Source organism: Thiorhodovibrio litoralis (assembly GCF_033954455.1).
GTDB classification, from domain to species: Bacteria; Pseudomonadota; Gammaproteobacteria; order Chromatiales; family Chromatiaceae; genus Thiorhodovibrio; species Thiorhodovibrio litoralis.
The window spans coordinates 4960742-4981699 of sequence record NZ_CP121473.1; the positions used below are offsets into that span (position 1 = coordinate 4960742).

Consider the following 20958-nt stretch of genomic DNA (forward strand, 5'->3'; position numbering starts at 1 on the left):
ACATGGCTGAGACAACACGAGATAAAGCAACCGCTGAGGCTTTTGAGCGCGCAGCGCCCGAGGATGCACGCCCAAGTCAAGCGCGGGAACCAGCAAGCTCCAGCTCCGGTTGGCCGGCCGCGCTGCGCACTCCGCTGGTGATCGGCCTTGGCGCCCTGCTCGGGGTGCAGCTGCTGCTCGCGGCAGTCACCAGCGGCGGCAGCCACCTGGCACCGACCGCGACCAACACCGCGCTGGCCGCATTCGACGCCAAGCAGATCGACAGCATCGAGATCGCCACCCCGGAAGGCGAGACTGCGCTGATTCTGAGCCGAACCGGCGACGGCGACGGCGACGGCGACGGCTGGGACATCCCAAGGCTCGGCGACTTCCCGGCCGACAGTACCCGCGTCGATCAGTTGCTGGAAGCCCTGGCTGGGCTGCAGCGATCGCTACCCATCGCCACCAGCGAGGCCGCGCGCGAGCGGTTCAAGGTCGCGGATGACGCCTTTGCCGAAAGCATCACACTCAAGCGCGGCGATGATAAGGTCGCTACCCTGATTCTCGGCGACTCTCCCGGTTTCCGACGCCGTTACCTGCGTCCCGCGGACGACGATGGCGTCTATGACGTGCGCTTCGATGTCTTCAACCTGTCTGACCAGCCCGGCGAGTGGATCGCCCGCGACCAGTTGCGCCTTGCGCGCGAGCAGATTCAACGCCTGTCCGCCGATGGCTGGAGCCTGAGCAAGGACGACGACACCTGGAACCTGACGGGTGCCGACAACGAAGGCCAGCTCGACCAAGCGAAAGTCGAGGCGCTGCTGACCACCTTGGCCAATCTCAGCTATCGCGAGATGCTGGGCACCGAAGCTCCCGACGGCTTCGACCTCGCCGCGCCCACCCTTGCGCTCGAGATCGGCCTGGCCGATGGCGACAACCAGCGCTATCTGATCGCCCCTCGGCTGATCGCCCCCCGTCCAATCGCCGATCAACCCGGCGACACGGAAGGTTCCGAGGATGCAGCTGGGGCCAGCGCCGGTGGTGATACCGCTGTTGAAGAGGACTTTGTGCTCAAGGTCGAAGGCCGCCCTTACTACTTTCTGCTGTCGGACTTTGACCTCGGCCCGCTGCTCGGGCTCGATGCCAGCAAGCTGCTCAAAGCACCGCAGCCGACTGATCCGGCGGCATCTGATTCGCCTTCAGCTGCCGGTAGCGCAGAGACAACGGCTTCGCCGCCCCCAGAGCCGTCCCCAGAGCCATCCTCGGAGCCGCCCCCAGAGAATGACGCCATGTGAATCACAGCAAACACACTCGTCCCTCTGCTATGCTGATGTTTTATCGTCCCCCTGAGCCGAGAACTCATGCGCAGCATCGTCTACCCTGGCACCTTCGATCCGGTCACCAACGGCCACAGCGACTTGATCGCGCGCGCCGCGCGGCTGTTTGATCATGTCGTGGTCGCGGTGGCAGAAGATTCGAGTAAAGCCTCGACCTTCACGGTCGCGGAGCGCCTCGAGATGCTTCGCGGCATCGCAAGCAATCACAGCAATGTGGAAATCACCTCTTTTTCCGGACTGCTGGTAGAGTTCGCGCGCGGCCTCGGCATCCCTGTCATCATGCGCGGGCTGCGCGCGGTGTCGGACTTTGAGTATGAGTTCCAACTCGCGGGCATGAACCGGCGCATGGCCGCGGATATTGAGACGTTATTTCTGACACCGGCCGAGCAGTACGCCTATATTTCATCATCCCTGGTCAAAGAGGTCGCGCGGCTCGGGGGCGATGTGTCCAGTTTCGTGCCGCCGAGCGTCTATGCTGCATTGCGCGAGCGCTTTCGCTAAACTGAGCGGGACCCGATCTTGAAACTGCCACTCAGCGAACATCAGGAGTTTTTCCCATGGCATTAATCATCACCGACGAATGTATCAACTGCGACGTCTGCGAGCCCGAGTGCCCCAACGGCGCCATCTCTCAGGGCGACGAAATCTATGTGATCGAGGCGGACCTCTGCACCGAGTGCGTCGGCCACTACGAGACATCGCAATGCGTCGAGGTCTGCCCGGTCGACTGCATCATCACCGATCCGGAGCACACCGAGACCGAAGACCAGCTGCGCGCCAAGTACGAGAAAATCACCAGCGAGAACGGCTGAGTCCGCTCGCTCTGTGGCGCGATCCGCTGTCGCCGGATCGCGCCATCTCCTCTCCGCTTCCCGCAACTGCATCCTTCCCATGCCTAGAAGCACCCGACGGTCGCTCCTCCCACGGAGCGCCGCGTTATTGCTGTGCGCCGCCGCTTTTCTCGCGGCTTTTCCCCCGGCTTCGACCCCGGCCTGGGCCCAGCCCAAACTCCCGCCCGCCGCGGCGATCGCAAGCGCCCATCCGGCCGCGACCGCCGCCGGCGAGCAGGTGCTCAATGCTGGCGGAAATGCCTTCGATGCCGCCATTGCAGTGGCCGCGACCCTGGCGGTGGTCGAGCCTTACAGCTCCGGACTCGGCGGCGGCGGTTTCTGGCTGCTATATCTGGCCGATGAAGACCGCAGCGTCTTTGTCGATGGCCGCGAGCGCGCGCCGCTTGCCGCCAACCGCGACATGTACCTCAATGCTGCGGGCGAGCTGGTGCCGGATTTATCACTGAACGGTCCACTGGCGGCCGGCATCCCGGGCGTTCCGGCTGCGCTCGATCATCTGGCCGCTCAATACGCTCGCCTGCCCTTGGAGCAAACTCTTGCTCCAGCCATTCGTCTGGCGCGCGATGGCTTCCCGGTCGACTCACATTACCGTCGCTTGGCCGAATGGCGCCTTGAGGTGCTGCGCGCTTCCCCGGCCGCGGCCGAGCAATTTCTGGTCGACGGCCAGGTGCCCGCCGAAGGCTATCTACTGCGCCAACCAGCCCTTGCGACCGCACTGGAGCGCATCGCCGCGCGCGGTCGCGATGGCTTCTACACCAGCGAACTGGCCGAGCAACTGGTCAATGGCGTGCGCGAAGCCGGCGGCATCTGGACCATGGAGGATCTGCGCGACTATCGGATCATCGAGCGCGCGCCCTTTGTCTTTCACTATGGCGACTGGACCATCACCAGCGCCCCGCCGCCATCCGCCGGTGGAGTCGGCCTGGCGCAGATGATGCGGATGCTTGAGAGCCTGGAGTCCGAAGGTCAGGAGCTAAGAGATCGCGACCGCGTCACGCGCACGCATCTGATCGTCGAGAGCATGCGCCGCGCCTATCGCGACCGCGCTGCATTCCTCGGCGATCCGGACCAGATCGAGATGCCACTCACGCGATTGACACATCCCTACTATGCGGCCGGACTTGCCCGTGATATCGACCCGAGCCACGTCACACCCAGCATTATTTCGAGCGCATCGGAAGGGTCGAGCGGACCAAAGGCGCCGACGGACGTCCCAAGCGAGGGCCAGGACACGACCCATTTCTCCATCCTCGATGCCGCCGGCAATCGCGTGGCGGCAACCCTCAGCATCAACTACCCCTTCGGCTCTGGCTTCGTCCCGCCCGGCACTGGCGTGCTGCTGAACGACGAGATGGACGACTTTGCCGCCCAGCCAGGCGTTGCCAATGCCTACGGGCTAGTCGGTGGCGAGGCCAACGCCATCGCACCCGGCAAGCGCATGCTCTCGAGCATGAGTCCGACCTTCGTTGAATCCGACCAGGGCGTCGCCATCCTTGGCACGCCGGGCGGCAGCCGTATCATCACCATGGTGCTCAACGCCATCCTGGCGCTGACCGAGGGCGGCACGCCGGACGACTGGGTTGGCGCACCGCGCTTTCATCACCAATATCTACCCGATGTGATCCAACATGAGCCGGACGCCTTCACGGCCCGCGAACAGGCGGAACTCCAGGCTATGGGGCATCGGCTGAAAACAGTCGACCCAGCCATGTTCGGCAACATGCAGCTGCTTTACTGGGATCGCGCGCGCGCCGAGGTGCAGGCGGCCTCTGATCCGCGCGGCCATGGCACGGCGGTCGTGCTACCCGCTCGCCAACCAACCGCAGCTGCCAGCAAATAGCATCGCACTCGCAAGCTCGGCTGACCTGTGAGAGTCGGCCGCAAACACCTCTGAGGAACTCATACCATGTCCCGACTTTTCATTGTTCTACTCGCAGCCTTTGCGGTCGCGAGCCTCAGCCTGCCCGATACCGCGGATGCCAAGCGCTTCGGCGCCGGGCGCAGCCTCGGCAAGCAATTCACCATGCCGCGCAAAGCCCAGACGGCCCCGCGCCAGTCCGAGCAGCGCACCAACCAGAGCCAGACGCAACCGGGCGCCACGCCGCCGCGCCAGAGCGGCGCCAGCCGCTGGCTCGGCCCGCTCGCCGGTCTGGCCGCCGGCGGCCTGCTCGCCTCGCTCTTCTTTGGCGACGGCTTTCAGGGCTTTCAGATACTCGATTTCCTAATCATCGCCGCACTGATCTTCGGCGCAATAATGCTCTTCAAAGCCCTGCGCCAGCGTGGCACCGGCGGCGGTCTAGGACACCCCATGGGTCGGGTCGCTACCGCTGGCGCACCCGGGCATGCACGCCCACCTTCGCTGGGAGATGCCGCACTCGGCGGCAGCGCGCAGACCATCGCCACCGCTGCTAGCACGGAAGAAGCCTCCCCGACCTGGTTCGACGCCGGCGCCTTCGTCGAGGGCGCCAAGACGCATTTCATCCGCCTACAGGCAGCTTGGGATCAATCCGACTTCCGCGACATTCGCGATTACACCACGCCGCAACTGTTCGCCGAGATCAAGCGCGAGCGCGAGGCACTCGGCGACGCACCCAACTACACCGAAGTCGTCACCCTGGACGCAGAGCTGCTCGGCGTGCAGCGCGACGCCGACCTGGTTGTCGCCAGCGTGCGCTTCACCGGCCTGGTCAGAGAAGACGAGAATGGCACCGCTAACCGCGTCGACGAGGTCTGGCATGTGCAACATGACTGGAACAGCCCCGAAGGCGATTGGGTGATCTCCGGCGTGCAACAGCAGGGCTGAGTCTGGCCGTGATTCCTGCCCAGCCGCCATCACCGAGACCGCATCGCCATGAAATTTCCCTACGGCACGGCTGACTTTCACAAAATTATCACCGAGGGCTACTACTACGCAGATCGTACCGCGCACATTCGCACGCTGGAAAACGCCGGCGAGCAACTCCTGTTATTGCGCCCGCGCCGCTTTGGCAAAACCGCCTGGCTGACCACGCTGGAGAACTATTACGATCTGGCCCGTGCCGGGGAATTCGACGCCCTGTTCGGTTCGCTTGCCATTGGTCGCGACCCTACCGCGCGGCGCAATCAATACTTCGTGCTGCGCTGGGATTTCTCCATGGTCGATGCCAGCGGCAGCCTGGCGGAGATTCGCCAAGCCTTGCACAATCACATCAATGGTCAGGTGGCCGATTTTGGTGTTCGCTATGCCCAACAGCTTGGTGGCCCGCTGCGCGATCATCCCAGCGATGGCCTGGTGGCCCTGCGGGCCGCCGTCAGTGCCGCCCGCACCCAAGGGCATGATGTCTATCTCCTGATCGACGAATACGACAACTTCGCCAACGAACTGATGCAGGGGCGGCACGCGGATTATGAGGCGTTGGTTTCTGGCGAAGGTCTGCTGAAAACCGTATTCAAGGCCGTCAAGTCCCTGGCCTCCGGTCAAGGCATCGACCGGGTGTTCATCACCGGGGTCTCGCCGGTGGTGCTGGCGGATATTTCCAGCGGCTACAATGTCTCGAAAGACATCAGTCTTGATGCCCGCTTTGTCGATCTGTGCGGATTCACCGAATCCGAAATGGCCGCCGTGCTGGATCAGCTCGCCGCCGAACAAAAGCACGCTCCGGAGTGGTCGGCACGCATGCTGGAAACCATGCGCACCTGGTACAACGGCTATCGCTTCGGCTACGAACCCGGCCCCGGTCTCTACAACCCGACCCTGGCGTTGTATTTCTTCGATGCCCTCGCCGCCACCGGGCTGCCGCCACGGGAGATGCTCGACAATAACCTGGCGATGGATCGCAACCGCATCGACTTCGTCGCCCGTCAGCCGCATGGGCAGGAGTTGATCGGCGCTGCGCTTGATCCTGAGCATCCGCCAGTGATCGCCAGTCTGGCGCACCGCTTTGGGGTCGAGGATCTGCGCCGCGCGCCCGGGGATGCACCTTTTCTTGGCTCGCTGCTGTATTTTCTTGGCGCACTCACCCTCAGGGATCAGACGCCAATCGGCGAGCTGGTCATGGGCATCCCCAATCTGGTCATACGCAAGCTCTATGTCGAAAAGTTCCGTGATCAGCTCTTCCCCGAGTATCCCGAACGCGAAAGCCTGCGCGCGGCAGCCAAAGCGCTCTACACCCAAGGCAACCTCGCTCCCCTGATCGAGGTGCTGGAAGCCAATCATCTGCAGGTGTTCGATAATCGCGACTATCGCTGGTCGAACGAGCTGACCGTCAAGACTGTGTTTCTGGTGGCCTTGTTCGCCGACATCTTCTATGTGATGGACTCGGAAACCGCCATTGCGCGCGGCCATGCCGATCTGTCACTGATGGTGCGCGAGGAGATGCGCCGCTTCGCGCTGCTCGATCATCTGTTGGAGTTCAAGTACCTGAGTCTTCAGGATCTCGGGGAAAGCGCAGAGCGCCTGCGGCAGCTATCGCGCGAAGAACTCAGCGCACGGCCCCAGGTCGCCGCCCTGCTCGACGAGGCCGAAGCCCAGCTTGCCCGCCACCGCCAGGAACTCGAACCGGACTACGGCGGGCGGCTGCGCCTGCACACCCATGCCGTGGTGGCGCTGGGGTTCGAGCGGCTGCTGTGGCGCAGCACTCCGGACGCGGCCTTGTGATTCACAGACGGCCATGCGCCGCCAAAGCGATCACAGCAACGTGATTGATTGGCGGCGCTTGGAGCGTTGGCACCGGGGTCAAGGCTGTCGCTCAGGCTGACGGCAGTGATCGAGCGGGGGCTGGAGCCCAGGGCTCACTATGTGAAGCTTCACATAGCGACCCTTAGCAGACATTTGCAAATGGCTGCGCTCGTAAGGATATGTGGCAGAAATGAGACCGGTTCATTAGCACTCCAGATTGACAGTTCTGTTGCTTGGGATGGTCTGTGGATCGCAGGCAAGTCTGGCGTGCCGAGGCCTAAAGGATCGACGTTGCCCCAAATAGATCTTGGAAAGCCGCGATGTCGAGTAACTGCGCATCGTCGCTGGCGCTGAGGCCCGTCAGCTCGATCCGCACCAAGCCGCCTTCCCCTACCCAGTTAAATTCCACCATACCGTCGTCGAAATCATCGTTCACCAGCGTCGGGGCATTGCCGCTGGGAAACGCCAGGACGTCACCAGCACCAAAACCGGCAATGCTGTAGTGATAATCGCCAGGGTGAATGTCGAAATAGAAGTCTCCTTCACTGGCATCGCTGGGGTTTGTGTTGCCAGCAGTCACCTCGACTGTCGTCATCGGCGCAATCCCGCCATCGGCTTGGATCATGACGCTCTGGCTCACTTCATTGGGGGCAGCCCCAGCGGCCGGCACCGTCGTTCCAAATTCTGCCGCCAACGCGCTAAAGCTCAGCGGGGTCTCGGTATTATCGCCGAGATAGTAGTTGAACGATTGGGGTTGACCGAGAAAGGTGACGGTCTTGCCCAAGACTGAGAACTGCACGCCGTCGGCAGCAAAGCGCACAGAATCCACCAACAGCCCGGCTGGCAGCCGAACCTCACTGATTTGATTGTCAACCACGGTCACCGACTCACTGAGGTCGAGGTCCAGGATGTAGGTATCCGTGCCGCCAAAGTCGAGCACCTTATCGTAGGTGCCGGTGATGGAGAAGGTGTCGTTACCCGCGTCAAGATACTTGATCATGATGTAATCCCATTGTGTTAAAGCTGTCCAATCAAACCCACATGCCCCTGATGCAGGCACCGCGGACAGGCAAGGCGTCCGGGGCAGCCCAAAATCTCTTGGGGGGCTTGGGGGTAGTAATCACCACGAAAGCGCATCCTGTTCAATGATGCCCGCGCGCTCACTCGCCAACGCCGCCCGCCCCAGGCGCATCTGGTTGCCGTCGTACCACAGCGGCGCACTCACATCGGTGAAGAGCAGCTCGGTGCCATCGGCATCCCCTTGGGCGCGGATGGTCGCGACCCAGCGGTCATTGCGGGTGATCTCCGCCCCATTGCCTTGCTGGCGGAAGCGGTAGTCACCCAGCGCGCCGTCGAGATGCACGCGGTCGATGTTTTGGTCAACCTCCACGCCGGGGGTGCCAACCAAGCGCAGGGTATCGCGCGCGGGGGTGCCATAGGCGTCAGCAAGCTCGGCCAGATGCACCACGGCATTGGGCTCGAGCAGCAACCGGTTGGGACTGAGGTTGTCACTGAAGGGTCCCGTCCCGGCTGCCGCCGCCGGGTCGAAGCTGTCGCCGAGTTCGCTGGCATCGAACTGTTGGGCTCGGCTGCTCAGCGGTTGATGACCCAGTAACACCTGCTGGCCGCTGAAGTGCAGCCAGGTGCCGCCTTCATCGGTGGCCACTGCGGTGCCGTGCGCGCCGCCTTGGACGACGATGCGGGCGCTGCGGTTGGGGCCTTCGATCCAGACGGTGTTGCCGGCTTGGCTGAAGCGGTAGTCGCTGAGCGCACCAGGCAGTTCGATGCCGTCGATGTTTTGGTCGATCCAGCTGCCGCGTCCGCCTTCCAGACGCACCCATTCTTGGCCCTGTTGGCCATAGACGTACAGGCGTTCGTAGAGGCTGATGCCGTTGTTCACCGGGAGCAGGAGGCTGGCCATCTCGCCGCGATAGCCGGGGCCGCCGGGATCGACGAGGGTGCCGTTGGTGAGGCCGTCGGCGTCATAGGGGCCTCCGTCCTGGAGTTGGTAGTCGAGGCGGATTTTGATGCCTTCAGGGGTGACGGCGGTGGCGATGTTGTCCCAGGCGCCGGTTTGCCGATTGCGGTAGTAGTAGCCGTTGACGGCGGCGTCGTTCTCGACGTAGACGGAGAAGTCGAGGGTGGCGCCGGGCTCGAGCCCTTGGACTTGGAAGGCGATTTCGCCACAGCCGAGGGTGAGGTCTTCGGGCAGATCATCGGGTGGCTCGCGGCGGGTGACATCGCTCAGCTCGGTGCCAACGGGGGCGGCGAGGGTGACGAAGCGCGGGCGTTCGCGTTCGGGACAGTCGGCCCCGGTGAAGGCGCTGACATGGGCTTGTTCGACATCGGGGATGCCGTCGCCATTGCCATCGCCCTGGGTTTGACCGTCGAGACTGAGCACCTGGCCTTCGACGGCATCGGGAATGCCGTCGATGTCTTCATCGGGCAGTTGCGACCAGATCTCATCACTGGGGATGTCGGGGTCGGGATTATAGGGCGGCAGGCCGTCGGCATTGGCGCCGCACCAGGTGCTCGCTCCGCCGTGCTGACCGCTGCAATTCCAGAACCAGGGGCCGGTGCCGGCGATGGCGCCGGCGGTGCCGCTGGCGCACAGGTTGCTGCTGGGGCGGGTGGCGAAGGTGGCGCCGCTGGCGGAACCGCAGCGGCCGTCGACTTCGGCGGTGGTGGCAGTGCAGGAGGCATCAGTCCCGCCGTAGAGGCCACTACAGGTCCAGGACCAGGGGCCGGTGCCGGTGACCGCACTGGGGACGCCTAGGTTGCACAGGATGCTAATGGGCGCGACCGTGAAAGCTTCGCCCTCGGCGCTGCCGCAGCGGCCGTTGATGGGGCTGGGAGTGCCGCCACCTCCACCACCGCCGCCCCCGGTGGATTCAAAGATGACGGAGACGGTCTTGGCCTCCTTCACGTTGCTCAGGGTGCAGGGGTTGGTGCTGCCGGAGCAAGCTCCGCCCCAGCTGCTGAAGCGGTAGCCGCTGTTGGCGGTGGCGGTGCATTGGCTGTCATCGCCTTCAGGGACTGGATTGGGAGTGCAGCTGATGCTGCCGCCAGTGCCGGCGTTCTCGGTGATGCTGTAGCTGTTGGTGGCGCAGGTCACCGCCACATCGGTGACATCGGCCATGACATTGCTGCCGGAGCCGTTGCTAACGGTGCAGGTCTGCCCGTTGGGCTGGGTCAGCACGGTGACCGCGTAGCTGCTCCCGGAGGCGACCGCGGTGTCGAAGGTGAAGGCTTCGCTGGCCGAGACGGTCTTGTCATCAGTGCCGTTGTTCTGCAGCACCACCGATTGGCTCGAGGCCAGCCCGGAGACGGTGCCGCCGATGCTGTAGAGCTGAACCACCTCAAGGAGCACTTTCCCTGAATCGCTCGTGGTATCGATCGTGGCCGAATAGCCGGCGGGCAGTGTGCCGACCGCTAAGGTATTGTCGGTCAGGCTGCCGGTGTAGGTAATCAGGGTATAGGTGCCGGCGCCAAAGCTCCCGAGATCGGTGACATTGAGGGTGCCATCCAGGGTCAGGTCGCCGGTAACGGCAATCAGGTCGCTATGGGTGCCGGCGGTGCCGCTGGGGTCGCCAAGCTCGTAGTCGAGCACCGAGCTGTTGTTGAGCGTGAGCGGGCCGAGGCTCAGGGTGCCGGCGGATTTGCCGGGTGCCAGTGCGGCGCCGTCTGCAACTGTGACGCCGCTGGCATTGGTCAAGCCGCCGCTGCCGCCGACGGTGCCGGCATCAACACTGAGGCTGCCGGTGAAGTTGGGATTGGCGTCGTTGATCCGCAGGGTGCCGGCGCCAGTCTTGGTCAGCGCGCCGGTGCCGGCGATGGCGGCGGTCTTGGTGGTGTCGTCATCGCCATCGGCGATGCCGAGGGTCTTGCCATCCGGGACATTGATGGTGGTGGTGCCACTGTCGTAAACAAAGAGCACCTCGCCCTGAGCCTGGCCGTCCTTGGCGCCGCCGCCGTTGTCATTGCCACCCTTGCCGGGGGTGAGCGCATAGCTGCCGCTGAGGCTGATCCCGTCCAGGGTCAGGCTGCCGCCGTTGGCAACGAAGAAGGCCCCGCCGAGCGCGGCACCGCCGCCGCCGTCGGCATTGGCGCCGCTGCCGCCAGCGCCGCCGTAGCTGCCGTAGCTGCCGCCGGTGCCGGCGTTATAGCCGCCGCCGCCACCGCCGCCGAAACCGCCGTCGCCGCCACTTTGCCGCAAAGATGGGTGGTCGTCGTTCCGCGCGCCGCCACCACCACCACCAAAGCCGCCGTCACCGCCGTCGACCGGGTTAGCGTTTCCGGTTCCGCCCCCGCCGCCGAAGACGCCGCCAATGCCGCCGTTTTGGTTCATGCCACCGCCACCGCCGCCGCCGAAGCCACCTTTGCCACCGCCGCCGCCGAAGCCACCACTACCACCACCACCGCTGGCGCCGCCATCGCCACCTGTGTTGTATTTGCCTCCGCCGCCGCCGCCAAGGGGGGCACCCTGATCACCAGGACCACCGCCGAAGCCAGCGCCGTCTCCGCCCTCGCCGCCGCCTCCGGTGCTGCCGGACGCATTGTCCTTGGCTCCGCCGCCGCCGCCGGCGTAAGAGGCTGTGGCGTCCGCGCCCATGCCCTGTTGACCGCCACCGCCACCGCCGTATTGGCTGTCTCCAGAACCCGCGCTACCGAACTCTCCGCCACCACCACTGCCGGCACCACCCTTGCCCCCAACAGCAGCATAACCGCCACCGCCGCCGCCACCTATGCCGGCATCGCCGCCCGCGCCTTGGAGGCCGCCACCGCCTCCACCACCTCCTTCGGAGATAACTGCTCCGCCATCGCCCCCGGCGCCGCCAACCGCGGTCGCGTTCGTGACGGTGACCCCGCTCAGCCCTGCATTGGCACCGTCGTAAACGAGCACCGCGGCACCGGCGCCAAGACCGCCACCGCCACCCCCGCCTGTGTCCGACCCATTCACTCCGCCGTCGCCCCCAGCTCCACCGGTGGCCCTGACATCGGTGATGGTGAGGTTGGAGATCTGGGTGGTGCCGCCGGCGACGACGAAGGCGCGGTAGGTATTGTCACCATCAAGGGTGTGCCCATTGCCGTCGAGCGTGAGGTCGCCGCGGATCATCGGCAGGACGTTGTTCAGCTTGATGTCGGCAGTAAGCTGGATGGTGCTGTAGTCAAGCGTCGTGCCAAGCACAGCACTGTTGCTGATGTCGAAGATGGCGTTGCGCAGGCAGGCCTCTGTACTGACCTGGAGCACGCCGCTCGTGGCGGTGCCGCAGTCGCAGTTGGTGGGATCAAGCGACCAGTCGCAAGGCGCGGCCCAGAGCGCGCTGGGGCCAATCGCGATCGCGACGGCGAGCGTGAGTGGGTGGCGGCGGAAGGCGTTTGCTTGGGTCATGACTGCAGTCCCCTTGTTTTGGACAAATTCAAGGTCGTTTGCGACAGCGCGCAACCAAGCTCGCATGGCACGCGAAGTCAGCGGCGCTATTTGGCCGGCGTCGCAAGCGGCATTGGGTTTGTGCGGCTTTGATCCAGTCGGGCGATATCACGGCGATCCTGGTTCCTCGTCGCTGCACCGCTCGGATGCTTTACAAGGAGCCTAATTGGCTGTTTTTGATCTGACTAGGTCATTTTGCGCAAGACTTGCAGCTGGGGACCAAAAAAAATGCAATCACCAATATCGCCGGGCGCGGCTCAGCCTGGGGCGGGCCAGGGCCGCGAATGGCCGCCGAGGCGGGATCGGGATTCAGCGCGCCAGGGTGGCGGACGGGGGCTCTTTGTACAGCTCGCGATAGGCGCGCGCGAAGCGGCCAAGGTGCATGAAACCCCAGCGGGTGGCGATTTGGGTGACCGAGGTGCCCGCGGCGGTGGTGGCGACGAGTTCGGCGCGCGCGCCGTTTAGGCGCAGCAGGCGCAGGTAGGTGTTTGGTGTCAGCCCGAGCTGGTCGTGAAAGGCGTATTGCAGGGTGCGCGCGGAGACGCCCGTGTGCAGGCATAAATCGACCAGGCTGGGGTTGGCGCCCAGCGCGAGCTGCTCCTCCATGTAAGCCTGCGCGCCGCGGACAATGTGCAGGCCCCGGCGGCGGGCATGCAGGCTCGGATGGTTGCTGGGGATGACCTCATCGGCGGCGCTGACGGTGAGCAGCACCAGTTCCAGCAGGTTGCGGCGCAACGCTTGCACACTGGCACCGCGGTGGCCGGTGCGCGGATCGCGGGCGATGGAATTGAGCGCGCGCAGACTGAGCTGGAACGGCACCCTGCCTGCCAGCCCGAGGGACTGCAGCCCACCGCCGTTGGCCAGGCGCTCGGCCAGGGGCTCATCCAGCGCGGCAAGCCCTTTGAGCAGCGCGGCTTGGTCGAGGCGGACATAGCGGGTAGAGATACCGCCGGGGACGACGGCGTCGAACACGGTGTCTCCGGGCATGAAGAACAGCTGATCGGCAACGTCCGCGGCAAATTGGGAGAAGCGGGCCTTGCCGGCAGTGTGATCGATCAGGGAGACGGTGCAAGTGCCCGGCGGCATGACGCCGACTTTGTGAATATCCTGGCTTTGGTGCTCGCGCACGATCTCAATGCCGTCCAGGTCGACCCGCTCCAACAGACCGGAAAAGCGCCCCGCGCTGAGCTGGCGACAATTGAATTCAGACATCCAGGTCTGTTCATCGGCGGCCTGGGAGGCGTCGATGAGGGCATGGCGCTCGGGTTGCCAGATCTGGGGCCTTGGGCCACCGCGCGGTTGGGGGCTGGTGGCTGGAGCGGTGTTGGAGGACATCAGGAAATTGGCCAGCGGCAAGCCAACTGACATAGCGCATTGACAGGAAATGCTTTAAGCCTATGTCAAGATTCCACAACTGGCTATCCTGGTTTGTGGTGATTTTTGTCGATTGGCTCACGATTGTGGAACTCGGAAGGGACAGGGCTGCGGCCATGTCTTCGCACTCAAGGCGCTCAGCTCGCCTCGAAAAGGCACCTCCAAAAGACGCCATTAGGTTTTCGGTTTGGAGTCCATCAAAAATACGCGCAGGCCGCGTGCCAGGGTGGCTGAAGGGGGCTCCTTGAACACCAGGAACCCGCCTTTGGCTATTGCGATTTCTGCGGCGTTTTCCATACTTTAGCGTTGGCAGCTGGGGCAATAAAAGCTCGATCGCTGCCCGATGCGCGCGAGGCGGATGGGCGTGCCGCATTGGTGGCAGGGCTCGTTGGCGCGAGCGTAGACACGCAAGTGCTGGGCGAAGTACCCGGGGGTGCCGTCCTCGCGCAGAAAGTCCCTGAGGGTGGTGCCGCCCTGCTCGATGGCCTCGCCGAGCACCTGTTTAATGGCGGCGGCAAGGCGCTGGTAGCGTGAGAGGCTGATGCGACCGGCGGCGCGGGCAGGGTGGATGCCTGAGATGAACAAGGCCTCGTTGGCGTAGATGTTGCCAACGCCGACCAGCAGGCGGCTGTCCATGATCAGGCTTTTGACGGCGGCGCGGCGGCCGCGGGAGATCTGATGCAGGTAGCTGCCGTTGCAGGCGTCCGACAGAGGTTCTGGCCCGAGGCTGGCGAGCAACGGATGGGCCTCAGCCGGGTCGGGAATCCATTGGAAGATGCCGAAGCGGCGTGGGTCGTGCAGACGCAGGCAGGGGCCAGTCTCAAGCGTCAATTCGATATGGTCGTGCGGGCGATAGGCGGTGCCCTCGGGGACCAGGCGGAGGCTGCCGGACATGCCAAGATGCGCGAGCACAACGCCTTCCTCCAGCGACAGCAGCAGATATTTGGCGCGGCGGCGCAGGCTGATAATCCGCTGACCGGGCAGGCGTGTTTCGGTCTCGCGCGAGACCGGCATGCGCAGGCGCCCGTCGCGCACCAGCACTCGGCGAATACGCTGGCCGGTCAATGCCGGCGCGATGCCGCGCAGGGTGGTTTCGACTTCGGGTAATTCGGGCATGCGCGGATGGGCGGTCTGAGGAGTGCTGCCGGTTAATCCGAGGTGGCTCGGGAGGCAGCAGCAGCGGGGATGCCAGTTGGTGCCTCACTTGATGTCTCAATCGCGGAGTCACCAAGAGCCGCATCTGGGCCAGCGGTCGAGCTAGCATCTGGAGCACCAGTCGCAACACTTGCCGCGTCTTCGGTGGGCGCGCGAGCGGCATCTTGGGCAGTACCAGCCGCGTCGGTATGCTCGGAACCTGGAGATTCGGTGCGCAACAGATAATCCTCTGGCGGCGTGAGCAGCGGCAGCAGCCAGCGGTCGTCGATCAGCAGGATGTCATTGCCCGCTTGCAGGTAGCGGCGCCGGTCGATGGGCTCGGCGGCGCCGGCGCGCAGGTGGATGTCATTGAGGTCGAGCTCCAGCCAGGGGTCAGCCAGCCCTAGATCGGCGAGCGCCGCTGGCGCATCCCGCGCGTCACCAGCATCGCTGTTGCCAACGCCGAATGCCCGCGTGGCCGGGGCGCGCAGCAACGCGGCCAGGCGCTCGGCCATGGTGTCGTTGATCCGACCCTGCAGGGGCCCGTGCATGGTCCAGCCCTCTGGGGCGGCCACAAGCTCAAGCGGCGTCTCCTGCCCGTGGCGGATGCGGATGCGCGTGACGGTCTCGGGTGTCAGACCCACCACATCCGCCAGACCCTGCGCCGGCTCCGGCTGCCAGCGCGCGAGCAGCAGGAGCAGCGCGCAGGCCAGCAGCAGCGCGCCATTGATCAGCCAGCGACCGCTCATGGGGTGTTCCTCCGTTCAGCCATGCCGTCGGCGCCAGACGCTGGCCAGTGCCAGCAGTAAAAACCCAAGCGGCAGAATAACCAGCGCGAACAGGCTAATGGCGAAAGCCTGGCCGGTCGTCAGCGCAAGCGGCTGATCGTTATGATCCGCCTTGGCCTCCATCAGCTCCTCGCCGCCAAGCCAGCGCAGCAGGCGCAGGCCAAGCTCGCGATTGGCGCCGCGCTCGAGCGCGGCATTACTGAGAAAATCCCCGTCCCCGACCAGCACCAGGCGCTGCTCGGCCAGCGCGGAAGCCGCCATGGCGCCGCCGCCCGCGCGCAAGGCGCTAGGCACCGCGCGCTTCAGGGCGAGCAGAAAGGGCAGCGGTCCGGGCTGCTCTCCCAGATCGGCATCGCGCGCGATCTTACCGCGGATGGGTCCGGTTTCGTTCCAGCTTTGCTCGCCGCTCGCCAGTTCGGCGACCAGCTGCCAGTCGGGGGCCAGACGGGATGCGAGATCGGGCGCGAAGGCCACAGCGCCGGGAAAGAAAGCCGGCGCACCAAGCCCCTGCCACAGCGCATGCGCCGGCCAGTCCGCGACCACGGCGACATTGGGCGCCGCAACATCGAAGGCGCTGCCAGCCGCGTCGACGATTTGCCCCGGCAGTCTCTCGATGCCGAGCGCTTCCGCCAGGGGCGCGAAGCCCAGCCAGTCGCCCGGATCGAGCAGCCACAGCAGATTGCCGCCGGCCGAGACATAGTCGATCAGCGCCTCGGCCTCGCCGGGAAAGAGCGCGATGGATGGGGTACTGAGCACCAGCACGTCGGTATTCGTCGGGATGCGGCTCAGGCGTGCCAGATCGACCGGCTGCAGACGAAAACCGCGTTGCTCCAGCCACTGCCCCAGGCGGCCGATGTCGCGACCGGTGCCGCCGCTTGGGCTGCGCTCGCCATGGCCTTCCAGCAGCGCGATCCAGGGCGCGCGCGTCTGGCTCAGGCGCGCGATGGCGTTGGTCAGCGTCGGCTCGTCCAGTCGGGCGAGACTCTCGCGCCGGCCTTGATAGTCAAGCACCAACTGTCCAAGCAGGCGCACGTCGAACTCGCGCGCCAACTCGGGAGCACGAATTGGGTCGATATAGTCAACCTTCACCTTGTCGCTGGCACGGCGATAGCGCATCAGCACCTGCTCGATCTCCCGCACCAGCGGATGATCCGGCGCGACGAAGACGCGCAGCGTCAGCGGCGACTGAAGCGCGGATAGCACTTCCAGACTTTCGGTGCTCAGGACGTTGCGCCCGGTGCTCGACCAGTCCCAGTAAATTTCATGCCGCGCCAAATGCCACCCAGCTAACAACACCAAGGCCCACAGCAGGATGACATAGACAGCATCCGCCAGGCGCCGGCTTAGCTGGCCAGCGCGGGATGACGCAGCCGGTTTGTCTTGCCGATCCGTGATTGTCATAGGGGCGCGGGTTGAAGCAAATGATTCATCCAGCCAATCTGGCACTGTCATTGAAAACGCAGGTTGGCCAGCCGGCGCTCAGCCATTGCCAGGAAGCAGGCGGCGAGCAGCAGGAAATAGCCGAGGTCACTCAGGCGCACAGCACCGATTAGAAACCAGAACAGGTGCTGGCCCCAGGACAACCAGTCGAGCAGACCCAGGCTCAGGGTTGCCGCGGTCTCGGCGCGATTGATGACCGACAGCAGAATCAGGATACCGTAGGCGATCACGGCCGCCGCCGCAGGCTGAGCACTCAGACTGGCGGCGAACAGGCCGACCGCCGCGAACAGCAGTCCCAGCAGCCAGAGGCCGAGGGTGGCGGACAGGCACAGGCCGAGATCCACCGGCGCGCCAAGTGCCAGCGACAGACACAGCAGCAGCGGCAGCAACGCCAGTGCCAGCAGCACCACGGCCAGCGCCAGCCATTTGCCGAGCAGAATCTCGAACGAGGATAGCGGAGCGGCGGACAACAGCAAGTAGCGGCCATCGCGCAGCTCGCCACTCAGCAGTCGGCTGGCAAGCAGCGGTGCGATTAGCAGCAGCATCACGGCAGCTGCACCGAACAACTCGCGCACCAGTTGCCGATTCAGCGCGCCGATGGAGATTTGCTCCAGGCTGTCCGGATCGACCCCGACAAAGGGATCGAGCAGATTCAGAAACACCCAACCCAGGATGACGGAGCAAGCGGCCAGCAGCAGCCAGACCAGGCCAGTCTGGAACAGCGTCAGGGTTTCGCGTCGAGCAATGACCCACAGCATGACTTGCGCCCTCAGTCCGCCTGATCCGCCAGGCCGAAGCTGTCCAGGAACAGTCGTTCGAGATCACTGGGCTCCGGGCTCAGCTCGGCCAGGCCAAAGCCACGCTCGACCAGGGTGCGGCTAACCTGCGCTGGCGTGCAACCGGCCTGCAATTGCAGCCGAATGCGGCCATCCTCCAGCGCCTTCGCACTGGCCACCGGCTCTAGCGCCTCCAATGCGGCCGGCGTGCTCGGCGGCACCAGGCGCACCCGAATCTGTTGAGAGACTTGCCCCCCTCCAAGCTCACCGCGGTAGAGCGCGCTGCCGTCGCGCAGCATCAGCACCGAGGTGCAGAGATGCTTGATTTCATCGAGCCGATGGCTCGAGAACACCACAGCGCAGCCGCGCTCGGCACGGCGGCGGATCAGCCCTCTGAGCTCGCGGCTTTGCAGCGGATCGAGCCCATCGCCCGGCTCGTCGAGCAGCAGCAGCGGGGGATCATGCAAGAGCGCCTGGGCCAGACCGGCGCGTTGGCGGTATCCTTTTGACAATTTCCCGACCAGTCGCCCTTTGACGGTCTCCAAGCCACACTCGGCGATCACGCTCGCGACGGCCTCAGCCAAGCGCGCGCCACCCAGGCCATGCAGGCGGCCGCAGTAATGCAGATACTCGTGCAGACGCAGATCAGGATAAATCGGCGCCCGCTCCGGCAGATACCCGAGCTGACGCTTGGCCAGCCTTGGCCGCCGCGACAGATCGGTCCCGAGGATGCGAATACAACCACTGCCAGGTGCCAGCTGACCAGCCAGCATTTGCAGACAGGTCGTCTTACCGGCACCATTGGGGCCGAGCAGACCCAGGATCTCGCCGCGGGCCAACTGCAGCTTGAGCCCCCGCACCGCCTGACGGGTGCCAAACTGGCGACTCAGCGCCTCGACTTCCAGGACCTTTTCCATTTGCCTTATTTTCGCCTGCCTTTTTCCGCCTACCTTCTGCCGTCCGCCCTTTTTCGCCAATCAGTGGGTCGCTTTTTGCCGATGAACCATTGAATAACAGAGCATTTTTAACCGAGCAAGCGCGCTGGACAGCGTCAATTCAGCCGCAACCAGCTTAACCCAAATTTTCCGCCGGATGCGTCCGCAAATCATTCCTCACCACGATCCACTCGCCACTAAAACCACTAACCACCACCATGCTACTTGGCGTCGACACCGGCGGAACCTTTACCGACTTTGTGCTGTGGCAGGATGGCCGGCTGCGGCTGCACAAGTGTCTATCGACACCGGCGGCGCCGGAGCAGGCCATCTTGCAGGGTATTCGCGATCTCGGCCTGGTGCCGGAACACTTGCGCATGATCCATGGCTCGACCGTGGCCACTAATGCGGTACTGGAAGGCAAGGGCGTGCGCACCGCCTATGTGACCAACCAGGGCATGGGCGACCTGCTCAGTATTGGCCGCCAGGCGCGTGAAGAGCTTTATGCACTCGAGCCCAGTGTGCCGCCGCGACCCGTGCCACGCGCACTGTGCCTTGAGCTACCTGTCCGACGTGCAGCCAATGGCGACATCATCGAACCACTGAGCGAAGACGCACTGACGGCAGTGCGCGCATCGCTCAGCGCGCTGGCACCGCAAGCGGTAGCCATCAATCTGCTGTTTTCTTATCTCGACAGTGAGGACGAGGCCCGCATCGCCGCGGCCGTGCCGGAGGGGATTTTCGTCTCCCGTTCGTCCGAAATCCTACCCTTGCAGGGCGAATACGAGCGCGGCATCGCCACCTGGCTGAACGCCTGGGTCGGGCCGATCCTTGCCGGTTACCTGAAGCGCTTGCAGCAAGGGCTGCCAGGCGCCCAAATTCGCGTAATGCAGTCGAGCGGCGAGGCCCTGGCCGCCGAGCAGAGCGCGCGCACCGCGGTGCGCCTGCTGCTGTCCGGGCCGGCGGGCGGCCTGGTCGGTGCGCGCGCGGTCGGCGAGCAGGCGGGGCTGCACCAGTTGCTAAGCTTCGACATGGGCGGCACCTCGACCGATGTCGCTCTGATCGACGGCGCGCCGCGCCTGACGACTCAGGGGCGCATTGGCTCCTATCCGGTGGCCTTGCCCATGGTCGACATGCACACCATCGGCGCCGGCGGCGGGTCCATCGCGCGACTCGACGCCGGCGGCCTGCTGCTGGTCGGACCGGAATCCGCCGGCGCCGATCCGGGGCCTATCTGCTATGGCAAGGGCGGAACTCAAGTCACAGTCACAGATGCCAATCTGGTGCTCGGGCGTCTGCGCCCGGAGGCTTTTCTCGGCGGGCGCATGCGACTCGACACCGATGCCGCGCGCGCGGGTCTTGCCCGACTCGGTCAGGCCATGGGTATGAGCGCCGAGAATGCTGCGCTGGGCGTGATTGCCATTGCTAATGAGCACATGGCCGGGGCCTTGCGGGTGATTTCAGTTCAGCGCGGCATCGACCCGAAGGGTTTCACACTTTGTTCTTTTGGCGGCGCCGGCGGTCTGCATGTCTGCGCGCTCGCCGAGGCACTGGAGATGGATACAGCGCTGGTGCCAGCCCATGCCGGGGTGCTCTCCGCGCTTGGCATGCTGGTCGCGCCGCCTGGGCGGGTGTTGACTCGTGCCTGGCTGCAGCAGCTCGATGCCTGCGATAGCGACGACATTCTGAAGGCACTCGATGATCTGGCGCGCCAAGCCAGCGCAGAACTGGTCAGCGAGGGCATTGAGCAGGCGGAGTTGACCACGGAGCGCTCGGTTGATCTGCGCTACCTTGGGCAGTCAGCGACGCTCAATCTTCAGTGGCTCGGGCGCAGTAAAACAGAGCAAGCCTTTGCGCGCCTCCATCAGCAACGCTATGGCCACCTGCTCGAGCGACCGGTGGAGATCGTCAATCTGCGCGTGCGCCTGACCGCGCCGCCGGCGCAGATCGCGCTGGGGCTGGATGGTCACGAGCAAAGAGACGGAGAGGTGTCAGCCGGGGTGGATGCCCCAGCTGAAATTGGGCCAGCTGAAAGCGCCGCTTATGGCGCCGACAAAGCAGCAAGGGTGTTGCAGCGCGCAGCAATGAAACGGCAGGAGACAGTCACCGGACCGGCGATTGTACTCGACCCGGTCTCGACGACCTGGATTGCACCCGGCTGGCAGGCCAGATTGGATGATGCAGCAAATCTGCGGCTCAGCCGGGCCTGGGCGGCCCTGGGCGGTTGAACCCTAGTTGGTCGAACGCGGCTTGTCC

15 protein-coding genes are annotated in these 20958 nt (G+C 64.8%); 7 read left to right on the top strand and 8 right to left on the bottom strand.

Annotated elements, in window-relative coordinates; translation table 11 throughout:
* Positions 1-2 precede the first annotated feature (2 nt).
* The 6 genes from Thiosp_RS22535 (at position 3) to Thiosp_RS22560 (ending at position 6803) form a co-directional block, all read left to right on the top strand.
* Positions 3-1274: a DUF4340 domain-containing protein gene (locus tag Thiosp_RS22535; RefSeq protein ID WP_201067636.1), complete on the top strand. Its 1272-nt coding sequence runs from the start codon at positions 3-5 to the stop codon at positions 1272-1274.
* A gap of 66 nt (positions 1275-1340) precedes the next feature.
* A complete protein-coding gene (gene coaD, locus Thiosp_RS22540) occupies positions 1341-1817 on the top strand; it encodes a pantetheine-phosphate adenylyltransferase (protein WP_201067638.1) in 477 nt (158 codons plus the stop codon).
* Positions 1818-1873: 56 nt separating this feature from the next.
* Positions 1874-2128 carry a YfhL family 4Fe-4S dicluster ferredoxin gene (locus tag Thiosp_RS22545; RefSeq protein WP_201067640.1) on the top strand — a complete coding sequence of 85 codons (255 nt, stop codon included), beginning with the start codon at positions 1874-1876 and terminating at the stop codon, positions 2126-2128.
* A gap of 79 nt (positions 2129-2207) precedes the next feature.
* Positions 2208-4007, top strand: coding sequence for a gamma-glutamyltransferase (gene ggt, locus Thiosp_RS22550; protein ID WP_201067642.1), 1800 nt, complete (start codon positions 2208-2210; stop codon positions 4005-4007).
* A gap of 66 nt (positions 4008-4073) precedes the next feature.
* Positions 4074-4970, top strand: a complete 897-nt coding sequence (locus tag Thiosp_RS22555) for a Tim44 domain-containing protein (protein ID WP_201067643.1) — start codon at positions 4074-4076, stop codon at positions 4968-4970.
* 48 nt (positions 4971-5018) lie between these two features.
* A complete protein-coding gene (locus tag Thiosp_RS22560) occupies positions 5019-6803 on the top strand; it encodes an AAA family ATPase (protein ID WP_201067644.1) in 1785 nt (594 codons plus the stop codon).
* Positions 6804-7101: 298 nt separating this feature from the next.
* Here the strand turns inward: Thiosp_RS22560 and Thiosp_RS22565 are convergent, their stop codons facing one another.
* The 8 genes from Thiosp_RS22565 to Thiosp_RS22600 form a co-directional block, all read right to left on the bottom strand.
* Complete coding sequence (locus tag Thiosp_RS22565; protein ID WP_201067645.1) at positions 7102-7824, bottom strand: hypothetical protein; 723 nt, start codon at positions 7822-7824, stop codon at positions 7102-7104.
* A gap of 120 nt (positions 7825-7944) precedes the next feature.
* Positions 7945-12216 carry a choice-of-anchor U domain-containing protein gene (locus Thiosp_RS22570; RefSeq protein ID WP_323696716.1) on the bottom strand — a complete coding sequence of 1424 codons (4272 nt, stop codon included), beginning with the start codon at positions 12214-12216 and terminating at the stop codon, positions 7945-7947.
* 348 nt (positions 12217-12564) lie between these two features.
* Positions 12565-13590 (bottom strand): helix-turn-helix domain-containing protein, encoded by a 1026-nt coding sequence (locus Thiosp_RS22575; protein WP_201066665.1) that lies wholly within the window; start codon positions 13588-13590, stop codon positions 12565-12567.
* A 339-nt stretch (positions 13591-13929) separates the two neighbouring features.
* Positions 13930-14745, bottom strand: coding sequence for a bifunctional DNA-formamidopyrimidine glycosylase/DNA-(apurinic or apyrimidinic site) lyase (gene mutM / locus Thiosp_RS22580; RefSeq protein ID WP_201066666.1), 816 nt, complete (start codon positions 14743-14745; stop codon positions 13930-13932).
* A 32-nt stretch (positions 14746-14777) separates the two neighbouring features.
* Positions 14778-15512, bottom strand: a complete 735-nt coding sequence (locus Thiosp_RS22585; protein WP_201066668.1) for a hypothetical protein — start codon at positions 15510-15512, stop codon at positions 14778-14780.
* Positions 15513-15527: 15 nt separating this feature from the next.
* Positions 15528-16952: a GldG family protein gene (locus tag Thiosp_RS22590; protein WP_201066669.1), complete on the bottom strand. Its 1425-nt coding sequence runs from the start codon at positions 16950-16952 to the stop codon at positions 15528-15530.
* Between the two features lie 47 nt (positions 16953-16999).
* Positions 17000-17749: an ABC transporter permease subunit gene (locus Thiosp_RS22595; protein WP_201066670.1), complete on the bottom strand. Its 750-nt coding sequence runs from the start codon at positions 17747-17749 to the stop codon at positions 17000-17002.
* A gap of 11 nt (positions 17750-17760) precedes the next feature.
* The gene (locus Thiosp_RS22600) at positions 17761-18684 is read right to left on the bottom strand and encodes an ABC transporter ATP-binding protein (RefSeq protein WP_201066671.1); all 924 of its coding nucleotides are present in this window, start codon (positions 18682-18684) and stop codon (positions 17761-17763) included.
* Between the two features lie 236 nt (positions 18685-18920).
* On the opposite strand from Thiosp_RS22600, the gene Thiosp_RS22605 reads away from it, so the two are divergent.
* The gene (locus Thiosp_RS22605; protein ID WP_201066672.1) at positions 18921-20930 is read left to right on the top strand and encodes a hydantoinase/oxoprolinase family protein; all 2010 of its coding nucleotides are present in this window, start codon (positions 18921-18923) and stop codon (positions 20928-20930) included.
* Positions 20931-20958 lie beyond the last annotated feature (28 nt).

Excerpts from the sequence above, each read along its gene's own strand:
- Thiosp_RS22585 (WP_201066668.1), bottom strand. The coding sequence starts at position 15,512 with ATGAGCGGTCGCTGGCTGATCAATGGCGCGCTGCTGCTGGCCTGCGCG.
- Thiosp_RS22605 (WP_201066672.1), top strand. The coding sequence starts at position 18,921 with ATGCTACTTGGCGTCGACACCGGCGGAACCTTTACCGACTTTGTGCTG.
- Thiosp_RS22560 (WP_201067644.1), top strand. The coding sequence starts at position 5,019 with ATGAAATTTCCCTACGGCACGGCTGACTTTCACAAAATTATCACCGAG.
- Thiosp_RS22590 (WP_201066669.1), bottom strand. The coding sequence starts at position 16,952 with ATGACAATCACGGATCGGCAAGACAAACCGGCTGCGTCATCCCGCGCT.
- Thiosp_RS22595 (WP_201066670.1), bottom strand. The coding sequence starts at position 17,749 with ATGCTGTGGGTCATTGCTCGACGCGAAACCCTGACGCTGTTCCAGACT.
- mutM (WP_201066666.1), bottom strand. The coding sequence starts at position 14,745 with ATGCCCGAATTACCCGAAGTCGAAACCACCCTGCGCGGCATCGCGCCG.
- Thiosp_RS22570 (WP_323696716.1), bottom strand. The coding sequence starts at position 12,216 with ATGACCCAAGCAAACGCCTTCCGCCGCCACCCACTCACGCTCGCCGTC.
- Thiosp_RS22575 (WP_201066665.1), bottom strand. The coding sequence starts at position 13,590 with ATGTCCTCCAACACCGCTCCAGCCACCAGCCCCCAACCGCGCGGTGGC.
- Thiosp_RS22545 (WP_201067640.1), top strand. The coding sequence starts at position 1,874 with ATGGCATTAATCATCACCGACGAATGTATCAACTGCGACGTCTGCGAG.
- coaD (WP_201067638.1), top strand. The coding sequence starts at position 1,341 with ATGCGCAGCATCGTCTACCCTGGCACCTTCGATCCGGTCACCAACGGC.
- Thiosp_RS22565 (WP_201067645.1), bottom strand. The coding sequence starts at position 7,824 with ATGATCAAGTATCTTGACGCGGGTAACGACACCTTCTCCATCACCGGC.
- ggt (WP_201067642.1), top strand. The coding sequence starts at position 2,208 with ATGCCTAGAAGCACCCGACGGTCGCTCCTCCCACGGAGCGCCGCGTTA.
- Thiosp_RS22555 (WP_201067643.1), top strand. The coding sequence starts at position 4,074 with ATGTCCCGACTTTTCATTGTTCTACTCGCAGCCTTTGCGGTCGCGAGC.
- Thiosp_RS22535 (WP_201067636.1), top strand. The coding sequence starts at position 3 with ATGGCTGAGACAACACGAGATAAAGCAACCGCTGAGGCTTTTGAGCGC.
- Thiosp_RS22600 (WP_201066671.1), bottom strand. The coding sequence starts at position 18,684 with ATGGAAAAGGTCCTGGAAGTCGAGGCGCTGAGTCGCCAGTTTGGCACC.